General features: G+C 61.3%; 21 protein-coding genes and 1 tRNA gene. 9 read left to right on the plus strand and 13 right to left on the minus strand.

From position 1 onward, the window contains the following. The first annotated feature begins 9 nt into the window (after positions 1 to 9). On the plus strand, positions 10 to 393 hold the full coding sequence (locus tag IB272_RS24020) for a hypothetical protein (RefSeq protein ID WP_034806447.1): 384 nt from the start codon (positions 10 to 12) through the stop codon (positions 391 to 393). A gap of 4 nt (positions 394 to 397) precedes the next feature. Then, positions 398 to 1,234, plus strand: a complete 837-nt coding sequence (locus IB272_RS24025; RefSeq protein WP_034806450.1) for an RNA methyltransferase — start codon at positions 398 to 400, stop codon at positions 1,232 to 1,234. Between the two features lie 46 nt (positions 1,235 to 1,280). Here the strand turns inward: IB272_RS24025 and IB272_RS24030 are convergent, their stop codons facing one another. After that, complete coding sequence (locus IB272_RS24030; RefSeq protein ID WP_060518656.1) at positions 1,281 to 2,444, minus strand: hypothetical protein; 1,164 nt, start codon at positions 2,442 to 2,444, stop codon at positions 1,281 to 1,283. A 161-nt stretch (positions 2,445 to 2,605) separates the two neighbouring features. Continuing rightward, a complete protein-coding gene (locus tag IB272_RS24035; protein ID WP_082572792.1) occupies positions 2,606 to 3,199 on the minus strand; it encodes an EipA family protein in 594 nt (197 codons plus the stop codon). 274 nt (positions 3,200 to 3,473) lie between these two features. Between IB272_RS24035 and IB272_RS24040 the strand changes: the two genes are divergently transcribed. Together IB272_RS24040 and IB272_RS24045 are read left to right on the plus strand one after the other, a co-directional pair. Beyond that, positions 3,474 to 4,124: a histidine phosphotransferase family protein gene (locus IB272_RS24040; protein ID WP_034806457.1), complete on the plus strand. Its 651-nt coding sequence runs from the start codon at positions 3,474 to 3,476 to the stop codon at positions 4,122 to 4,124. A 253-nt stretch (positions 4,125 to 4,377) separates the two neighbouring features. Next, positions 4,378 to 4,740, plus strand: a complete 363-nt coding sequence (locus tag IB272_RS24045; RefSeq protein ID WP_034806707.1) for a response regulator — start codon at positions 4,378 to 4,380, stop codon at positions 4,738 to 4,740. Positions 4,741 to 5,016: 276 nt separating this feature from the next. On the opposite strand, the gene ctrA is transcribed toward IB272_RS24045, so the two are convergent. After that, entirely contained in the window at positions 5,017 to 5,718 is a 702-nt protein-coding gene (gene ctrA / locus IB272_RS24050) for a cell cycle two-component system response regulator CtrA (RefSeq protein ID WP_025424706.1), read from the minus strand. Between the two features lie 441 nt (positions 5,719 to 6,159). On the opposite strand from ctrA, the gene IB272_RS24055 reads away from it, so the two are divergent. After that, positions 6,160 to 6,510, plus strand: a complete 351-nt coding sequence (locus tag IB272_RS24055) for a flagellar export protein FliJ (RefSeq protein ID WP_034806460.1) — start codon at positions 6,160 to 6,162, stop codon at positions 6,508 to 6,510. Positions 6,511 to 6,841: 331 nt separating this feature from the next. Here the strand turns inward: IB272_RS24055 and IB272_RS24060 are convergent, their stop codons facing one another. Both IB272_RS24060 and IB272_RS24065 read right to left on the minus strand, forming a co-directional pair. Next, on the minus strand, positions 6,842 to 7,123 hold the full coding sequence (locus IB272_RS24060) for a GNAT family N-acetyltransferase (protein WP_060581188.1): 282 nt from the start codon (positions 7,121 to 7,123) through the stop codon (positions 6,842 to 6,844). 206 nt (positions 7,124 to 7,329) lie between these two features. Beyond that, a complete protein-coding gene (locus IB272_RS24065; protein ID WP_003527546.1) occupies positions 7,330 to 7,605 on the minus strand; it encodes a DUF1153 domain-containing protein in 276 nt (91 codons plus the stop codon). Positions 7,606 to 8,083: 478 nt separating this feature from the next. Between IB272_RS24065 and IB272_RS24070 the strand changes: the two genes are divergently transcribed. The 3 genes from IB272_RS24070 (at position 8,084) to IB272_RS24080 (ending at position 10,466) form a co-directional block, all read left to right on the plus strand. Next, a complete protein-coding gene (locus IB272_RS24070) occupies positions 8,084 to 8,833 on the plus strand; it encodes a LuxR C-terminal-related transcriptional regulator (RefSeq protein WP_034806462.1) in 750 nt (249 codons plus the stop codon). A gap of 167 nt (positions 8,834 to 9,000) precedes the next feature. Continuing rightward, positions 9,001 to 10,254 carry a tRNA 2-thiouridine(34) synthase MnmA gene (mnmA, locus tag IB272_RS24075; protein WP_051659745.1) on the plus strand — a complete coding sequence of 418 codons (1,254 nt, stop codon included), beginning with the start codon at positions 9,001 to 9,003 and terminating at the stop codon, positions 10,252 to 10,254. Positions 10,255 to 10,389: 135 nt separating this feature from the next. Further along, positions 10,390 to 10,466, plus strand: a tRNA-Met gene (locus IB272_RS24080). A gap of 20 nt (positions 10,467 to 10,486) precedes the next feature. Here IB272_RS24080 and IB272_RS24085 read toward each other — a convergent pair. The 3 genes from IB272_RS24085 to IB272_RS24095 form a co-directional block, all read right to left on the minus strand. Next, positions 10,487 to 11,956 (minus strand): ATP-binding protein, encoded by a 1,470-nt coding sequence (locus tag IB272_RS24085; RefSeq protein ID WP_060581189.1) that lies wholly within the window; start codon positions 11,954 to 11,956, stop codon positions 10,487 to 10,489. 204 nt (positions 11,957 to 12,160) lie between these two features. Next, positions 12,161 to 12,526, minus strand: a complete 366-nt coding sequence (locus tag IB272_RS24090) for a hypothetical protein (protein ID WP_060581190.1) — start codon at positions 12,524 to 12,526, stop codon at positions 12,161 to 12,163. Between the two features lie 216 nt (positions 12,527 to 12,742). Then, positions 12,743 to 12,901, minus strand: a complete 159-nt coding sequence (locus IB272_RS24095) for a hypothetical protein (protein ID WP_156133954.1) — start codon at positions 12,899 to 12,901, stop codon at positions 12,743 to 12,745. A gap of 311 nt (positions 12,902 to 13,212) precedes the next feature. On the opposite strand from IB272_RS24095, the gene IB272_RS24100 reads away from it, so the two are divergent. Next, positions 13,213 to 13,653, plus strand: coding sequence for an acetyltransferase (locus tag IB272_RS24100; protein ID WP_060581220.1), 441 nt, complete (start codon positions 13,213 to 13,215; stop codon positions 13,651 to 13,653). 21 nt (positions 13,654 to 13,674) lie between these two features. Here the strand turns inward: IB272_RS24100 and IB272_RS24105 are convergent, their stop codons facing one another. From IB272_RS24105 to IB272_RS24125, 5 genes are all read right to left on the minus strand, one after another. Continuing rightward, the gene (locus tag IB272_RS24105; protein ID WP_060581191.1) at positions 13,675 to 14,256 is read right to left on the minus strand and encodes a HutD family protein; all 582 of its coding nucleotides are present in this window, start codon (positions 14,254 to 14,256) and stop codon (positions 13,675 to 13,677) included. Further along, on the minus strand, positions 14,253 to 15,734 hold the full coding sequence (gene hutH / locus IB272_RS24110) for a histidine ammonia-lyase (protein WP_113135988.1): 1,482 nt from the start codon (positions 15,732 to 15,734) through the stop codon (positions 14,253 to 14,255). The genes IB272_RS24105 and hutH overlap by 4 nt, the downstream gene beginning before the upstream one ends. Then, positions 15,727 to 16,554, minus strand: coding sequence for a betaine/proline/choline family ABC transporter ATP-binding protein (locus tag IB272_RS24115; RefSeq protein WP_051659742.1), 828 nt, complete (start codon positions 16,552 to 16,554; stop codon positions 15,727 to 15,729). Before IB272_RS24115 ends, hutH begins: the two co-directional genes overlap by 8 nt. Further along, complete coding sequence (locus tag IB272_RS24120) at positions 16,547 to 17,404, minus strand: proline/glycine betaine ABC transporter permease (RefSeq protein ID WP_034806492.1); 858 nt, start codon at positions 17,402 to 17,404, stop codon at positions 16,547 to 16,549. Before IB272_RS24120 ends, IB272_RS24115 begins: the two co-directional genes overlap by 8 nt. A 143-nt stretch (positions 17,405 to 17,547) precedes the next feature. Then, positions 17,548 to 18,582, minus strand: a complete 1,035-nt coding sequence (locus tag IB272_RS24125; protein WP_034806494.1) for an ABC transporter substrate-binding protein — start codon at positions 18,580 to 18,582, stop codon at positions 17,548 to 17,550. Between the last annotated feature and the right edge of the window lie 15 nt (positions 18,583 to 18,597).

The raw sequence follows: 18,597 nt of genomic DNA on the forward strand, positions 1-18,597 counted from the left end.
AGGCCAGCCATGACCGCAATCGAGCCCGACGACCAGGAAGACAAGCCGCTAGATCCGGCGATGGAAAATGTCCGCCGCAAGATGGTGAAGCTGCAGCTCGTCTCGGCCGGCGTCATGTTGGTCATGCTTATGGCTGTCCTTGGAACGATTGTCTACAAGCTGACACGCACGGATGAGAAAGCGCCGGCCCAGACGTCCGCTGCCGTCGTCCCGAGCGAGGCACCGCTCAACGCCGTTGCCGCGCTGCCCGCAGGCTTCACCGTGACGAATGTCGCGCTTTCCGGCTCGCAGGTGCTGTTCTACGGCAACCTGCCCGGCGCCGAGCCGCGCGCCATCGTCTTCGACATCGGCACCGGCCGCATCGTTGCGGATATTACCGTTCGGACGAACTGACGGCATGCCAGGCGCCCTCCCGCCCGTCTTGCGCATCGACGATCCCGCCGATCCCCGGATCGCCGGTTTCGTCTCGATCAAGGAGCGCGATCTGACGGGGCGGCAGGGTCGCTTCATCGCCGAAGGCACCGTGGTGCTGCGCATGCTGGCTGCCGCGCACGAGACCGGCCGTGGCTTTGCGGCCGAGGCCCTCCTGCTTCTGGAAAACCGTCTGGAGGGCGTTGGCGACATTCTTCGGCGTTTCCCGCCTGACGTGCCGGTCTATGTGGCGAATGCGCAGGTGTTCGACGCGATCGCCGGCTTCAACATGCATCGCGGCGTGCTGGCACTGGGGCGCCGCGAAGGCGAGCCGGATCGCGACGCGCTGATCGCGTCGCTACCCGCGTCGAGCCTGGTGCTGGCGGCCTGCGGCATCTCCAACCACGACAATATGGGTGCGCTTTTCCGAAACGCCGCGGCCTTCGGGGTCGATGCGGTGCTGATGGACGAGACGAGCTGCGATCCGATGTACCGCAAGGCGATCCGCGTTTCCGTCGGTTCCGTGCTGACGGTGCCTTTTGCCCGCGAAGGGTCCGTTGCCGTCATGCTGCAGCAGCTGCAGGATGCGGGCTTTGCAATCTGGGGGCTGTCGCCGGCGGGAACGATCGACATCGGGGCGATCCCGGCGGCACAGCGCACGGCGCTTCTGATGGGGACCGAGGGCGAGGGGCTGCCGCAATCGGTGATGACGGCGATCCAGACGGCGCGCATCCGCCAGCGTCCTGGGCTCGACAGCCTCAATGTGTCGACCGCGGCGGGCATCGCATTGCACCAGGTGGCATTGATCAACGGCCGGATCTGACGGTTCGCACTGGTGTAAGGGCAGATGATTCCGACCGCTGCGCGCACTACTCGCGCGGCAGGATGTCCTTGACGCGCTTTGCCAGGCTTTTCCTGTTACCGGTGCCTTCTTCCTCGCCCGAGAGCAGGCCGAGGATGGGGGAGGCGGCGCCTTCGTTCGTCGCCGTCAGTGCGACCATGCCCGCGGCGATTGCTGCGACTTCATCACGAAGCGCCTCGTCATGGGCTGCGGACTTGGAGTTGGTTAGGCGCTCCGAAAGGGCGGTGGCGCGATTGCGCAGGTCGTCGGCGGCGACGATGGAGCCGGGCTCCCCTCCTACGGATTGGGCCGGTTCCGCGGCGCCGTTGGCGGCCGGTTCGGATGCCGGCTTGCGGTCGCGGCGCAGGGGAAAGGCGACGCCCGCGGCGCGGAGAGCCTTGGCGGCGTCACGCATTTCCTGGTTGGTGTCCTTGACCTTGGCTTTCAATCTCTCGATTTCCCCGGCGCGCCTTTCGAGCGCGCTCTCGCGATCGGCGCTGGTCGCCATTTCGCGCGCAAGCTTGTCTTCCAGCCGGTGAAGGCGGGTCCCGTCGCGCGACAGGCGGAGCTCCATTTCCTTTGCATGGGTGGTCTCGGTCTTCAAGTCGCTGCGCAGGGCTTCGCGCTCGTCGCGCAGCGTGGCAATCCGGCTCTTCAGATGCTCGACCTCGGTCTCGCGCGCAGCCAGATCGATCCGCAGATTGTCGGTCTGGGCCGCATCCTGGGCGAGCTGGGCGTCGCGCTTTCTGATCTCGTCAGCCTTGCCGGCGTTGTCCCGCTCGACGCTGTCGAGGGTCGCCTTCATGCGTTCCAGCCGCTGTTCGAACTGGCGGATGGCCGAGCGCATGTCTGCCGCCTCAACGTTCATGTCGGCCAGCTGGGCGTGCAGATCGGCGTTTTCGCCACTGAGGCGACGGGCTTCCTGCAGGCTCTTCTCGTTGGTCAGCATCAGCGACACGCCCTTGTCCCGTTCGCGCTTCAGGGCCTGAAGCGTGCGGGCATTCTCGGCGGCAAAGGCGGCGCGGGCAGCATCCTTTTGCGCGCGCACCTCCTGAGGGCTGAGCGGCATCGTCGCTTTCAGCCGGTCCTCGGCGAAACGCACGATCCGGCGGTGGATCGCCGGTGCGACCAGGAGACCGATGATGATCGCCGTCAGAAAGCCCAGGGCAAAGAGAAGCGAGAATTGGATCACGAGCTGGCCGTTTCGAAACTGGACCGGAAACCGAACCGCCTGCCCGGCCACAAAGGGCGCGGCAGGCGCTCCATCTTCCGCTTCCTTGCACTAAACATGACGTTTCGTGCGCTGCAAGTCTATGGTGCCGGATTTTGCGACAGGCAGGTCCGGCAACGGTCTTAGAAGGGATTCCAGGTGGGGGTCTGGGTCATCTTGAGGTAGCCGACATTGACGCCGAGGCGCGCGCCGATGCCGGTGCGGATCGGCACCACGACGATGTTCTCGTCGGTCAGCACCGTCATGCCGACGCCGGCAACCACATAGGCCGAGCCGGAGACGCCGCCGAAGCGCTTGTAGAGCGCCGGCACGCTCGGCAGATTGTAGACGAGCATCATCGCGCGGCTGCCCTGGCCACCCCAGTCGATGCCGAGCGACGGACCCTGCCAGAAGACGCTGTGCTGTCCGGCATTCTTGGTGTTGAGCTCGCCTTCGCCATAGGTGAGGCCGGCGATGAACGCGCCTGAGCCTTCCTGCCCGAGAATGTAGCCGTTCGGCAGGCCGTAGCGTTCAAAGGCACGTTCGACGACCTTGGCAAGGCCGCCCGAGGTTTCGCCGAAGAAGCCGTGACCAGCATCGACGATTTCCTGCATTGTGTATTGGCTGTTGTTGTTCGCCGACTGGGCGTGCGCAGCGGACAGGGCGCCGGCGACCAGAAACATCGTGGCCAGGACAACACGGCCAGCCGATGTGGCTGCCTTCATGATCTGATGCATCATATCCTCCGTCAGGCGCGAAAATTGCTCGCTTGCGGGTTTGCAGTGGCCGACAGTCAGATCACTGCTCGGCCAGTTGGGGTCTGGACCAATGCCATGCAATTTGAACTGATGGTCTTAACAATCGGTTTACCAAATGTGGTGTCATTATGTTCCACTGATGAACGGCTGCGCCGGGCAGCTCATGACTTGCGTCTTCACGCGTGAGGGTTTACCGGCGTGACCACGGCGCGTGCTCCAGGCGACGGCCGATGGCACCAAACAAGGAACTAAGATGGCAACGAATCCGAACCTGACATTGACGGGACCCGATCTGGCCGCGCTTCTGTGCAGCCGGGTTTGCCACGACATCATTTCCCCGGTCGGCGCCATCAACAACGGCCTGGAACTGCTCGACGAGGGCGGCGCCGATGCCGATGCGATGGACCTCATCCGCACGAGCGCGCTCAACGCCTCTGTCCGGCTGAAGTTTGCGCGCCTTGCCTTCGGTGCCTCGGGTTCGGTCGGCGCGTCGATCGACACCGGCGAAGCGGAAAAGGCCGCCAAGGATTTTGCCGCTGCCGAGAAGAAGACCGAGGTCAATTGGCACGGCCCGCGGGCGATCATCGCCAAGAACCGGGTCAAGCTGCTTCTGAACCTCTTCCTGATTGCCTACGGCGCCATTCCGCGCGGCGGCTCGATCGACGTGACGCTCGAGAATCCGGAATTCGACGCCGCGTTCACGCTCGTTGCGAAGGGCCGGATGATGCGGGTACCGCCGAGGCTGGTGGAACTCCTGTCCGGCACGCCGGAAGAGGCGGTCGATGCCCATTCGATCCAGCCCTATTACACCGTGCTTCTCGGCGAGGAGGCGCGCATGGAAATCGCCGTTACCTCGACCGGCGAGGAAATCATCTTTACGGCCAAAATGCAGCCTGAGGTTTAATTCGACGGCGCCAGGTATTGCGATTTCTTGACTTCTCGACAGCCGCCGGGTGCCATCGCATCCGGCGGAAACGTATCTGCCATATGCGTTTCGATCTCGCTCGCATTCTAGAAAATTTAATGTTTTCAGAGTGTTGATCCCGCATGAAAAAGCTTCGTTAAGCAAACTCCGTAACGAAATCTTTCCCAAATTTGTATAGAGTTGTTTCAGGAATGCCGATACGCGTATAGGTAAGTGGCGAAGGGAGTTGGACATGCGACGTTTGATGATTGCCGACGGCTCGGATGTCGTGCGGAAAGTTGGAAAACGTATCCTCTCCGGCATGGGCTTCATGGTTTACGAGGCGTCGAACAGCCTCGAGGCGCTTGTGCGCTGCGAAGCGGAACTCCCGAACATCCTGATCATCGACGCGGGCCTCGAAGGCGCGCTCGAGCTCATCGGCAATATTCGGCGGTTGCCGAACGGCCCTTCGGTGCGGATCTATTACTGCGTCGTCGAGGCAGACCTGAAGAAGATGATGGCCGGCAAGCGCGCTGGCGCGGACGACTTCCTGCTGAAGCCTTTCGACCGCAAGATCCTGACCAGCGTTTTCGCGAGCCAGTCGATGGCGGCCTGAGCCGCCTTATCCTGATCTGTTTGCAGCAAAATCAAGCCGTGGCGTTTGCCGCGGCTTTTTGTTGTGTGCGGAGCGGGCGAGCGGAACAGATTTTTCGAGCGTCGGGGAAGGGGAGGGTGCAGGCGCGTGCAACCCTGGCATCCGCCGGGCATTGCAGGACCGGCAAGCGTGGTTGTTTGCGCGCAAAACAAAACCCGCCTCATAAGGCGGGTTTTGCGAAACTCTTGAATGTCGGGCCCGCATCATGCGGGGATCGGTGCAAGCCCTGGCGGGGAATCAGGCAGTTTCGGCGTATTCGGCGCCATCCGGCTCGCGCAGCACATAGCCGCGGCCCCAGACGGTTTCGATGTAGTTGGCGCCGCCGGCGGCGTTTGCAAGCTTCTTGCGCAGCTTGCAGATGAAGACGTCGATGATCTTCAGTTCCGGCTCGTCCATGCCGCCATAGAGGTGGTTCAGGAACATTTCCTTGGTGAGCGTCGTGCCCTTGCGCAGCGAGAGCAGCTCGAGCATCTGGTATTCCTTGCCGGTCAGGTGGACGCGCTGTCCGCCGACTTCAACCGTCTTGGCATCCAGGTTGACGATGAGCTCGCCGGTGGAGATGACCGACTGGGCGTGGCCCTTGGAGCGGCGGACGATCGCATGAATGCGAGCGACCAGTTCGTCCTTGTGGAACGGCTTGGTCATGTAGTCGTCTGCGCCGAAGCCCAGGCCGCGAACCTTGTCTTCGATGCCGGCCATACCCGAAAGAATCAGGATGGGTGTCTTCACCTTGGAAAGACGCAGCGTTCTCAAGACTTCGTAGCCGGACATGTCCGGCAGATTGAGGTCGAGAAGGATGATGTCATAGTCATAAAGTTTGCCGAGATCGACGCCTTCTTCACCGAGATCGGTGGTGTAGACGTTGAAACTCTCGGACTTGAGCATCAGCTCAATGCTCTGAGCCGTTGCACTGTCGTCTTCAATTAATAGAACCCGCATATTCTTCCCCTTTTCCGCCGCCCAAGGTTGTCGTGGCACCCTTACGCGATACGGATCCAGTCGTTGCCTGATTTGGAGGCTGCCACCAAATGGTTAACAAATTCTGATTCCCTCTGGCAAGGTGTATCGAGTTTGTTAAATATTTTTAGCAGTCTCCTGATTTCAAACGTGAATCCAGAACGGCTAATCTCATGTGAAACATGAGGAAATGCCGTTATCTGACTCTTCTGACTCGTTAATGCCGGGGCGGTCACATTTCATGCCTCAGCATTTACGGAGCCTTAAATCATCACGCCTATGATTAACGATGCCCGTAAACGAAAGGTTACCAGCGGTAGGCTTTTGTTAATATCGCTGAAGATTTTTCGTTTCCGGCCCTGTTCGGGCCGGCTCGCGGGCAAATCAGTAACCGGGGTCTCGTTATCCACGGGAGTATTGCGTATGAAAGCACGTGAGAGCCTTGTCCGCCTGAAGGAATTTCAGGTCCGGGAGAAGCAGCGTCAGCTGAACCAGCTTCAGATGATGATGGCTGAGTTCGAACGGATGACCAAGGATCTGGAAAATCAGATTATTTTCGAGGAGAAGAAGTCGGGTATCTCCGATCCCCAGCACTTCGCCTATCCCACCTTCGCCAAGGCCGCACGTCAAAGAGCCGACAATCTTCAGGTTTCCATTCGCGAACTGAAGACGCAGCAGGATGCTGCCGAACTCGCGCTCGAAGAAGTGCAGGCCGAATACGCGAAGGCGGCGGCCCTCGAAGAGCGGGACACGTCGACCCGCCTGCGGGCATAGCTGCGGCTCCTGCGCCATAATTCGGCGCAGCGGGCCGTAACGCCTTGTTCCAAAGGGTGATTTGAACCCCGAGCCGGATCTGGCAAGGGGGATTTGTCCGTTGGACGGGCCGATAGCCCGTTTCGGAGCAGATGGTTCCATCCTTGACGGATCATGCGGCTGGCATGATCCGATCCGGCACGATCGTGACAAGACAAAAAGACCCGCCCGATGCCTCGGCATCCGGGCGGGTCTTCTCATTTTGGGATCTGCAGGGCCGCGCCTCTTTCAAGACGCGCCAAGGTCGCGATTTCGATTTAAGATTTGTGCCGTGGCTGCCGGCGCGGTTGTCTCAACCCTGGATGACATCCTGCCATTCGGGATGCCGCATCGCCTGGGCCTTCATGAAAGGGCAGAGCGGAATGATCTTCCAGCCGCCCTTGCGGGCTTCCTCGATCGCATGCTTGGCCAGCGCCTGGCCGACACCCTTGCCGCGCAGAGCATCCGGAACGAGCGTATGATCGACGATGATCAGTTGAGGCGAGGTGCGCGAATAGGTCATTTCACCGGTATGGCCTTCGACTGATGTCGAGTAGCGGCCGTGCGATCCGGTTTCCTCGTGCATGATTTCCATGGCAGCCTTCCTTGATGAACGGGTTTGTCTGCGTGGAAGCTAGCGCAGTTTTCCGCAAATCGGAATCGCCTGCCCCGCCATCGCCGGAGGACAGAGCGTTCGTTAAACGCAACCAATGCCGGTGCGCGCGGGACCTGGGAAAACGACGGCGGCGGCCCCGGGAAACCCGGAGCCGCCGCGCGACCTATGGCCCTGTGATGGGCGAACTAGTGGCGATACTGCTGGATGCGAGTGGTGCGCAGGCCGGCGAGACCGTGATCGTTGATCGAGGACTGCCAGGACAGGAACTCCTCGACGGTAAGGGTATAGCGTTCGCACGCCTCTTCCAGGCTCAACAGGCCACCGCGCACGGCGGCAACAACCTCAGCCTTCCTGCGGATCACCCAGCGCCGGGTATTAGCCGGCGGCAGATCCGCAATCGTCAGAGGGCTGCCATCGGGGCCGATGACATATTTCACGCGTGGTCGCATCATTTCGGTCATGGGACTCTCTACACAAACTCAAGACCATATGACCGTGACCTTAGCCTGCCACATTTAACATTTGCCTAAGCGTCAAGTAACAATTTGCTCATAATTTGAGACACTTCCGGTGGGCTTTTGCCCGTGTACGGCGCCCCTTAGATCTTGGGGCAATATTTCCCCGACTTGTGGAAACGCTTGAGAACAATCCGAATTCTCGCGGAATTGACATGGGAGCCATGCAAATACCACATTTCACTTTAACTAAAATTTTTGGTAACGAAGCCCCGAAATAAGGATGAGCGTCGTATGTACGCTCCCGCATTCATTCTTGGTGCATCGTCATAGTTTTCACAACCGGGCGCGTTTCTTTCGCGGGCAGGCCGGGAGCGGCAGTTTTATTTCGCCTGTCGGGTGAATTTCATGCTCCTGAAGATGTGGGGCGTTGTTTGTATTTCTCTCGACCGGTGCGGTGGCGCCGGGGATGTGGTGATCGCAGATGAAGGAATCGCATGAACCGGCCTTGCTGCGCGAGGCTGAAACGGTGGAGATGTTTTCGGACATCGATACGGCCACCGTCCGCACCGAGTACGAACTTCTGCATCTCATGCGGCGGTTGATCGCGCGCTATGGCTTCGGCCATTTCATGATCGCGCGCATGCCGCTGGCCGAACAGCAGCGCTTTTCCGAGCGGCTGGTGCTCAGCAACTGGCCGTCCGAACTGGTGCGCCAGTACGACGCCTGCGAGACTTTCCAGTCGAGCGGGCTGGTCGAAAAGTTGCGGTTCACCAAGCTGCCGGTGACCGGCGGGGCCGAGCTGCTCGATGTTGCGGCCAAGCCCGCGGACGAGGCCATGGTGCACCGCCTGCTGGCCCATCCGGAGATGGCGCGCCATTTCGCGGTGCTGCTGCACACGAGTGGCGGCGATCCCTTCATCGCCATGCTTTCGGGCCGTCGCGAGGCACCTGCCGGCGTCGAGCGGGCGACGCTGTATCTCACGCTGGTCCAGCTTTTCGAATGTCTGGAGCGCACCTTCGACACCGGCAATACGGCACGTGAAAAACTCTCGAGCCGCGAGTTGGAATGTCTGCGCTGGGCGGCTGCCGGCAAGAGCAGCGACGAGATCGGCATCATCCTGGGGATCTCGACCTACACGGTCAGCAGCTACTTCAAGAGCGCGACCCGCAAGCTCGATGCCGTCAACCGCATGCAGGCGATTGCCCGCGCCATGCGATTGAAGCTGATCTGACGCCTTTAAGGCCGGGCAGCGGCCGGGGCCGGCCTTGCCGCCGGACGGACAAGTTTCTATATGTCGCGGAACTGAAAGTACTGCGACGCGCTCTATGCATCCGATTGATGCCGGCCGCCGCGGAGCCGAAGATGCCGTGGGCCGAGAGTTCCTCGGCAAAGCATCGCATGAAGCGTGAAACAGGGCAGGCGCAAGGTTGCCGCCCGAAGGCCGGATTGGATCCCGTGAACAGTCTCGATTTTGACCGCAAGCCCGAAGATACGCGTGTCGTCGTTGCCATGTCCGGTGGCGTCGATAGTTCCGTCGTTGCCGGCCTGCTCAAACGCGAGGGCTACGACGTTCTCGGCATCACGCTGCAGCTCTACGATCACGGCGCCGCCGTGCACCGTGCCGGCTCCTGCTGTGCCGGACAGGACATCGACGATGCACGCCGCGTCTGCGAAACCCTCGGCATTCCCCACTACGTGCTCGACTACGAAGCGCGCTTCCGCGAAACGGTGATCAATCCCTTCGCCGAAAGCTATATCGCCGGCGAAACGCCGATCCCTTGCGTTGCCTGCAACCAGACGGTCAAGTTTGCCGACCTGCTTTTGACCGCCAAGGAGCTTGGCGCCGATGCGCTGGCGACCGGCCACTACATCCGCTCGCGCCCGAGCCCGAAACCGCGCTATGCCGGCCAGCGGGCGCTCTACCGGCCGACGGATGCCGATCGCGACCAGAGCTACTTCCTCTTTGCAACGACGCAGGAGCAGATCGACTATCTGCGCTTCCCCTTGGGGCATCTCTCCAAGGCCGAGACCCGCAAGCTCGCCGAGGAGATGGGCCTCGTCGTCGCCCAGAAGGCAGACAGCCAGGACATCTGTTTCGTGCCCCAGGGCAAGTACAGCGACATCGTGTCGAAGCTGAAGCCGAATGCAGCGCTTTCCGGCGAGATCGTGCATCTCGACGGCCGCGTGCTCGGCACGCATGAGGGCATCCTGCACTACACGATAGGCCAGCGCCGCGGCATCGGCGTTGCGACCGGCGAGCCGCTCTACGTCGTCTATCTCGACGCCCGCTCGCGCCGCGTCATCGTCGGCCCCAAGGAGGCGCTGGAAACGCGCCGCGTCTACCTGCGCGACGTCAACTGGCTGGGTGATGAGGACGTCGAAGTGGCCGCTGCGCGGGGCTTTGAATGTTTCGCCAAGGTGCGCTCCACCCGCCAGCCGGCGCCTGCCGTGCTCGCGATGGACGAAGAGGGCATCTATGTGGAGCTTGCGGAAGGCGAAGCCGGTATTGCACCCGGCCAAGCCTGCGCACTCTATTCCGGCGTCGGCGAGGATGCGCGCGTCTATGGCGGCGGATTTATTCGCAAATCGGAACGCGAAGCCGGCGCAGAAGCCGCGCTGAAGGCGCTGCTTTCGGCGCAGGCAGCCGCCTGAAGCCCTTGATTTCCGGGCTGTTGTGAAAACTTCACATTTTCCCGGAGACTTGGGTTGACAGTGGGCGGAGGCGGGCCGTATAAGCCGCCCGTCCAGTCAAGACGGCTTCCACTTCGAAGCCCTGACGCGGTACCCGGCGGAGTAGCTCAGTAGGTTAGAGCAGAGGAATCATAATCCTTGTGTCGGGGGTTCGAATCCCTCCTCCGCTACCATTTCTTCACATGATGGGCTGTTACTTTTTTTTAGGTCGCTCTTGTTCTTCAGTTAGAAGTGAGAATAGATCGCGTTCCTGGTCATCGCGACCCTGCCTAGTCGTTCTCGCTGTTTTTCGCCAGACCGAAGCTTTCCCGCGTTTTCCCGGTACAAGTTCGATTTCGTTGGCACGCCTGAGTGCAACGAAAACGTCTTTCATCTGGACGTCCCGCCGGATGCCGGTAATTTCGCGTCCTGTCTGGTTCGTGATGGTAGGGTTGTGTTCGAGATACTCCATTACGATCTGGGCCGGCGATGACAAGCGTGTATGCCGAATGTAGACGACTACAGAATTATCCTTCTGAATTATCTCAGGCTCCTGCAACCGTATTCGCCTCATCGCGTTGAAGGCCGTATTTAGACCTTCCCCGACATCTTTGTTTGGTGGGTCCGGGAACTTGTTGATTAGGCGCACGACTTTTGGGTTCCTGGCGAATTGCTCATCCAGAATGTTCGTCACCGTGATGTGCCCGGGAAGTCTACCGGGGCTTTCGACTTCAACTCGATCGTCGTAGATGCGGATCTGGACGTCGGTCGGAATGCAGTAATCCCTGTGAAGAATAGCATTGGTGACAATCTCGTGGAGGGTCTCGTCTGGGTAGCTGATCTCCTCTAATCCCTCGCTACCGATTCGCTTAATGCCTTCGACTATCTGCTTGGTGGAGTTTACGGCTTTGTCGATGAGATCGTAGATCGACCCTTCTATGGTTAGCGGGTCAAAAGCCAACACCTCGCGATTCACGCCCTCCTCAACTGTCTGATATCTGAAGACCTTTACCGCAGAACGCTTCGGTAGCATTGCCTGAGGGCTGTCGGCGAAGAGTAACGCACCGGCGACCGTCGGCTTGTTCTCGACCAACAGTAATTGCGATCGCAGCCAACGCTCAGGCTCGGCGGAAGGAATTTGACTCAGAAGAAACTCAATTACTGTGGCGGAGTTGGTCACCAGATCGAGCGGAGCATTAACAAGCTCGTCTTCGAAGGAAACGATTCCTTTGTCGTACTCCAGCGAACGAAACGCTTCATCATCGTTTACCGGTAGGTTCTGCGCACCTCGCCGAACATACGCGATGTCGTTGCTTGCCTTTAGCACCCCACGTGTTTTCTGAATCGAGAGATGTAAAATGTAACCAGGATATCCTTCCGAGCTTACAAACTCGGCATCCCAAAAGTGCGTGCCGGGCGCCAATGTCTCAAGGATCTGGAAGAACGGATTGGCTTCTTCGGGATCGGAAAATCCTCGCCATTCGCGCGTTTTCGTGCCTCCAATGATGGTTTCGTCAATTCCGATATACAGATCGCCTGCGGCAGTGTTGGCGAATGCGGATACGGACCTACTCAGCTTTGCGGGGGCAATCTCTTTCGCTTTGATGTCTTGAAAATGCGTTTCCTCGAACTGAAGCAGCGCCCCGGCGTCTTGATTGTCTAGAGGTCGAACTTCGATCTTCATGCATTCTCCGCTGCAAGTGACGGTGAGTCGCATTCCATTTTGTGGCATCGCTGCTAGGCAAAGAGCTAGCGAGACTTCAACTAGCGCGAGAAGAAGCTTACTGTAGTAATCGATACGACTCGAAGTCCGAGGGACCTCATTGACAGTTGTTTACGTCTGCGACCCTCAGGTTTCGCAGACTAGGCAGTGATCGAGCCTATATGATCAATGCCTTGTCTGTCCCAGCGGCAATGTCAGTGCCGGCCCACTCTTCACCCCGAACTGCCGTCTGAACGGCCGCGACGCGCTGCCGTCGAACAGGGATGGCGGCAGCGGTGCGCTGATCGTCCATTTATACTTCGCGTCCTGATCGTTGCTCAGCGCCTGATGCGCCACGGCGCTCAGGGGCAGGACGTATTCCGGCTTGCGCAGGCCTCTTTCGGAATTGCCGAGCCAGGTCAGTACCACCAGGATTTCGCCGCCGAGTTCCAACGCATCGAGTGCGAGCGGTTTTCCGCCGACGGAGGCGCGGACGGCCTGCTCGTGGAACTTGAACGCGCTGAGTTTCAGTTCGTTTTGCGGATCCGTCATTTCAGGCCTTCCTGGATATGTTGCTACGCTGTCTTGAGCGGCGATTCGTTCAGTCAGCGTCCCCTATCATAATCCCTCTGGCCATACATGGAGCTGATGATCGATGCAAAAAGGCGCCGCCATCGTCGATGGCAGCGCCTGCAGATGCGGCTTGAGAGGGTGTGCGTAGAAACCAGTCAGGCATGCTGCCCGGCTGCCGCCGCGGGGTAGGTCGCCTCAGCGATGAATCGACGAAGTGATCGTCGTGTAGTCCGGCAGGTCGATGTTGGCGATTTCGGCTGCGCGATATTGGGACAGGGCGAAGTGCATGATGGCGATCACGGTGATCGAGAAGACCAGTACGGTGACGTTGACGCCGAAAGCGGTTTTGATCATGTCCTTGTCCTCCAGTCCCTGCGTTCGTTGATGTGTGGCTAAGAACCGTGACATGGAGACTATCGTGTGGCGTCAATCGTGCTGTTCCCCGGGGAACATGGAATATGGTTGCTGAATTCTTAACCGGCGTGGCCTGAAAACCGCAGGTGCGGAGATCGCTTGCGATCGTCGGGGCTGCGGATAAGGTGCGCGGTCCGGGACCGGATCAGGACCGGACATCTTCACAGGCTGGCACCTTCGCAAAACTGCGTTGGCCACAGTCGGACGCACGGCACGCCTCGCGCCGCCGCATTTTCAGAAGCGATTGCATCATGACCATCTCCATCCGCCCCTCCCGTCCATCCGATTTTCCGCGCACCTTCAAGATCTGGCGCAGCGCCGTTGTCGCCACCCATGATTTCCTGACGCCGGAGGATTTTGCTGCGATCGAGGTGCTGGTGCGCGACCAGTATCTGCCGGCCGCCGAGTTCTGGATCGCCGCGGATGAAAATGACCTGGCGCTCGGTTTAATGGGCATGAGTGGGGCGCAGATCGACTCGCTCTTCGTCCAGGCCGAGGCGCGCGGCGCTGGCGTCGGTCGGCGGCTTGTCGAGCATGCGATGAGCCTGCATCCGGTGCTGACGGTTGACGTCAACGAGCAGAATGTGTCCGGCGCCGGTTTCTATCGGCGAATGGGTTTTGAGGTGGTCGGGCGTTCGCCTGTCGACGATGCAGGCCGGCCCTATCCCCTGCTGCATCTGAGGCGCGGCTGAACGACGCGAGACGGCGCCCGATCAGGCGGCCGGCTTGTCGATGGTGATCAGGAAGAGGACGGCAGAGGCCGCCGGTTCGATGGTTAAGGAGGCTGCACCCGTCAGCACGGCCGTGTCGCCCGCTGCCAGTTCGGCCGTGGCGTCACTTGCGGTCAACCGCACGGCGCCGCCGTGGCAAAGCACGAGGGTCGTGCCCCCCAGGCTTTCTGCCCTGTGCGGATGATCGAGTGCCAGTCGCTGAACCGAGTGCGTGAGCCTGCCGCGCCGTGTCATGACGTTGAGGTCGACGATCGGACCGTCGACGAGGGTCGCTGATGTCGCGACGTCGGCCGGGAAGGGGAGCGGCGCCGTCTCGCCGGTCAACAAAGCGGGCTTGCGACCCTCGATCATCAGCCGCATACCCTTGCCCTGAAGGATCGACAGTGTGCGGTCGATACCGGGGAAGCTGGAGAAGGGGCCATCGGTGGCGACGGTCGCCATGCTGACGCGCCAGTCGAAATCGGCAAGCGACGCCTTCTCGGGGAAAATGGCGATCTCCACCGTCTCACCGCCGCCGTTCTTCCAGGGCATGCGCTTGTAGTCTTTCGCGCGCAGCACCTTCATGGCGTGCCTCCTTCGATCAGTGTGCGCATGCGGGCGAAGTCGCCGTTGAGCGGCCGGTCGTCGGCATAGGTGGGGATTTCCGAGCGAATGCGCCGGTAAAGCGCGTCGGTGCGTGCGGCGCGGCCACGCGGCTGCAGGTCATAGGCCTGCGACGCCGCAAGCAGTTCGATCGAAAGGATCGTTTCGAGGTTGTCGGCGATGGCAAGTGCCTTCCAGGCGGCCGGCGTCGCATGGGTCAGGATGTCCTCCTGCAGCGCCGAGGTGATTCCGCCATCGAGGCTGGCGGGGGCGGCCAGGCGTCGGTTTTCAGCGGCAAGTGAGGCGGCGGTGTACTGGGCGATCATCAAGCCGGAGGCAACACCGCTATCACCGGCGAGGAAGGCCGGCAGGCGGCTCACTAGCGGATTGACGAGCCGGTCGATGCGGCGCTCGGAGATGGCAGCGACTTCGGCAACGGCGACGGCCAGGCTGTCCATGGCAAGGCCGAGAGCAGCGCCCACCGCATGGGCCTGCGAATGCACCTCCGGCGCTTCGCGCGTGCCCGACACGGCCGGGTTGTCGGTGAGGCTTGCAAGCTCGCGGTCAACGACTTCGGCGACGTGGGCCAGTGCATCGCGGGCAGCGCCATGCACATGCGGCACGGCACGAAGGCTTAAAGGATCCTGCGTGCGGGTGCCCGCGGTCTCGGCGAGCATCGGGCTGCCGGCGAGAAAATCGCGCAGGGATTCTCCGACCTCATCCAGCCCCTTGGAGCGGCGAAGCGCCAATGGACCGGCGGCAAAGGCATTCGCCTGGCTGCCGAGGTTTTCATAGGTCATCGCGGCGGCGGCATCCGCCCAGTCGAAGAGGTGCGTAGCGCGCGACAGTGCCAATGCCGCAAGGCCGGTGGCGCAGGGCGTGCCGTTGACAAGGCTCAGGCCCTCCTTGGCTTCGAGCCTGAGCGGCTTGAGGCCGATCCGCGCGAGCGCCTCGACGCCGCTGATCTTGCCCTTGCCGTCATCGACGGTGCCGTGGCCGATCAGCGCGAGGCCGATCGCGGCCGCATGGGTGAGATAGCCGACCGAGCCGCGCGAGGGGATGTCGGGGACGAGGTTGGCGTTGAGCAGTGCCAGCAGCGCCTCGACTGTCTCGATGCGCACGCCGGAATAGCCGTGGGCGAAGTTGGCGATCTGGGCGGCCATCACCGCCCGGGCTTCGGGCCGGGCGAGCGGTTCGCCAACGCCGCAGGAATGGCTGAGGATGATGTTGCGCGATAGCGCCTGCTGGTTCTCGCGGTCGATGACGACGTCGCAGAGCGCGCCGACACCGGTGTTGATGCCGTAGCCGCGGATGCCGCGCTCGACCAGAGCGTCGACGACCCGGCGAGCGTGGACGATGCGCTGGCGTGCTGCATCGGAAAGCGCGAGCGGTGCGCCATTGGCGACCGCTGCGATTTGCTTCCAGGTCAGTGGTGCATCGAGGACTACATTCTCACTCATGGGCTTCCGGTCGTCCCTGTCGGCGTTGCACGAAGCGGGCAACGTAATCGTTGGCCGGCCGTTCCAGAATATCGTCCGGCGTGCCGACCTGCACCACCTGGCCGTCCTTGAGGATGGCGATTTCCGAACCGATGCGCAGCGCCTCGTCCAGATCATGGGTGATGAAGACGATGGTCTTTGAAAGGTTCTGCTGCAACTGCAACAGCTGGTCCTGCATGTCGGCGCGGATCAAGGGGTCGAGTGCCGAGAAGGCCTCGTCCATCAGGATCACATCGGTATCGGCGGCCAGCGCCCTAGCCAAGCCGACGCGCTGCTTCATGCCGCCGGAAAGCTGATGCGGGTACTTGGCGTCGTAGCCGGCAAGGCCGACGGTCTCGATCCATTTCATGCCGATGTCGCGGGCCTCGGCCTTGGGCAGGCCGCGCACGCGCTGGCCGTAGATGACGTTCTGCAGCACGGTGCGATGCGGCATCAGCGCGAAGCTTTGGAACACCATGCTCACGCGGTGCATCCGGAAGGTGCGCAGCGCTTTGGCGTCGAGGTCCAGGATGTTGCTGCCGTCGAAGGCCACTTCGCCGCTGGTCGGCTCGATCAGCCGGTTGATGTGGCGCACGAGGGTCGACTTGCCGGAGCCGGAAAGCCCCATGATTACGAAGATCTTGCCGGCGCCGATCGTCAGGCTGACATTGTTGAGACCGACGCTGCAACCGGAGCGGGCGAGGATTTCGGACTTGTTGAGCCCTTCCTTGGCCATAGCGAGTGCGGCTTTCGCGTCCTGCCCGAAGATCTTGTAGACGTTGCGGATCTCGATATCAGCCATTGCGGGGATCCTCCGTCCGGCTCTTGCCGAAGCCTTGCGTGATGCGGTCGAGAACGATCGCGAGAATGACGATGCCGATACCGGCTTCCAGCCCCTTGCCGACGTCGAGCGTCTGGATGCCGTTCAGCACCTGCTCGCCGAGGCCGCGGGCGCCGATCATCGAGGCGACGACCACCATCGACAGCGCCATCATGATCGTCTGGTTGAGGCCGGCCATGATTGTCGGCGTAGCGAGTGGCAGCTCGACACCGAAGAGGATCTGGTTGGGGCTGCCGCCGAAAGCGGTCGCTGCTTCCACCACTTCATGGTCGACCTGGCGGATGCCAAGATCGGTAAGGCGAATGAGTGGCGGCACGGCATAGATGATGGTGGCGAGGATCGCCGGGACCTTGCCGAGGCCGAAGAGCATCAAAGCCGGGATCAGGTAGACGAAGCTCGGCATCGTCTGCATGACGTCGAGCACCGGCAGGGTGATGCTGCGCACGGTCCGGCTCTTGGCGACGAAGATGCCCATCGGCACGCCGATGACGACGGAGACGATCGTTGCCATCAGCATCAGGGCGAGCGTCTGCATCGTCAGGTCCCAGAGGCCGAGCACGCCGACGAAGAACAGCAGCACGCCGACGGCGACCGTCAGGGTCCAGCGCTTCGAGCTTTGCCAGGCGAGCGCCATGAAGATCAGGATGACGACCCACCAGGGCAGGCCGCGCAGGATCCATTCGATGAATAGAACGGCTTTCAGAATGACGGCGCTGATCGCCTTGAAGACCCAGCCATAACCGCTGACCAGCGCCTGGATGAAATCGTTCACCGGCCCGCGAATGGAGAGATTGAGAGAATCCGGAAACATCGGATGCGTTCCTTGCTCGGGCTGCCAGCGGACACAGATCGGCCGCCGGCGGCACTTGCCACGGGTATGTGGCCGGCCGCCGGATCAGGATTCATCGCCGCGCTAGACGCGGCGATGAAGCCCAAGTCAGCGGCTGGTCGCGATTACTTGAGGCTGGCTTCGATCTTGCCGCGGGCTTCGTCCGAAACCCACTTGCCCCAGACATCTGCCTTGGTTTTCAGGAACTCGGCGGCCGCTGCCGTCGCGTCGACCTTGTTGTCGGCCATGTAGGCGAGGCTGCCGTTGACGGCGTCGAGCGGGAAAGTCGCCTTTTCGAGGATGGCGATGATTTCAGGGGCTTCCTGCGCGAAGGTGCTGTTGACGCCGTAGGAGACGTCGACCGACGGGAAGGCGCAGCCCTGCTCGCGCTTGCCGTTGGCACTCGAAAGCTCCTTCCAGCACTCCTCGCTATAGGCCGGCTCCTCGAGTTGCACGAGCTTGAATTTGCCCATGATCGCCGTCGGCGACCAGTAGTAGAAGAGGATCGGTTCGCCCTGGAGGTAAGCGGACGTAATCGCGGAATCGAGCGCCGTGCCGGTGCCCGGGCGGAAGTTCACATAGGTTTCGCCGAGCTTGTAGGCTTCGAGCTTGGCGGAGCTGACGCCCTCGCAGGTCCAGCCCGAAGGGCAGTTGAGGAAGCGGCCCTTGCTGGGCTCTTCCGGATCGGCGAAGAGCTCGACGATCTTCGGATCGGAGAGCTGCGACACGCTCTTCAGGTCCGGCGCCTTGGCTTCAAGGCTGCGCGACGCATCGCCCTTGATGACGTATTCCGGCACGAACCAGCCTTCGCTGGCGCCGACGAAGGTCTTGCCGACGGCGACGACCTTCTTTTCCTCGACCGCCTTGTTCCAGACGTCCGAACGGCCGAGCCATTCCTCGGCGAAGATCTGGACGTCGTTGTTGGCGGTTGCCTGTTCCAGCGTCACCGAGTTGCCGGGGATCGAATCCACCTGGCAGTCGTAGCCCTTGGCAAGAATGGTCTTCATCACTTCGGTGATGAAAGCGCCGCTTTCCCAATCGATGCCGGCGAACATGACGGTCTTGCCGTCGCCGCAATACGAAGCGCTGGCGCTGCCGGTGGAGGCCGCGAGCACGAGGCCGGTTGCGGCCAGGGTGAGTTTCAATTTGTTGATCGACATTAAGCTGTTCCCTGA

The sequence above is a fragment of the Ensifer sp. ENS08 genome (assembly GCF_014852195.1).
GTDB classification, from domain to species: Bacteria; Pseudomonadota; Alphaproteobacteria; order Rhizobiales; family Rhizobiaceae; genus Ensifer; species Ensifer adhaerens.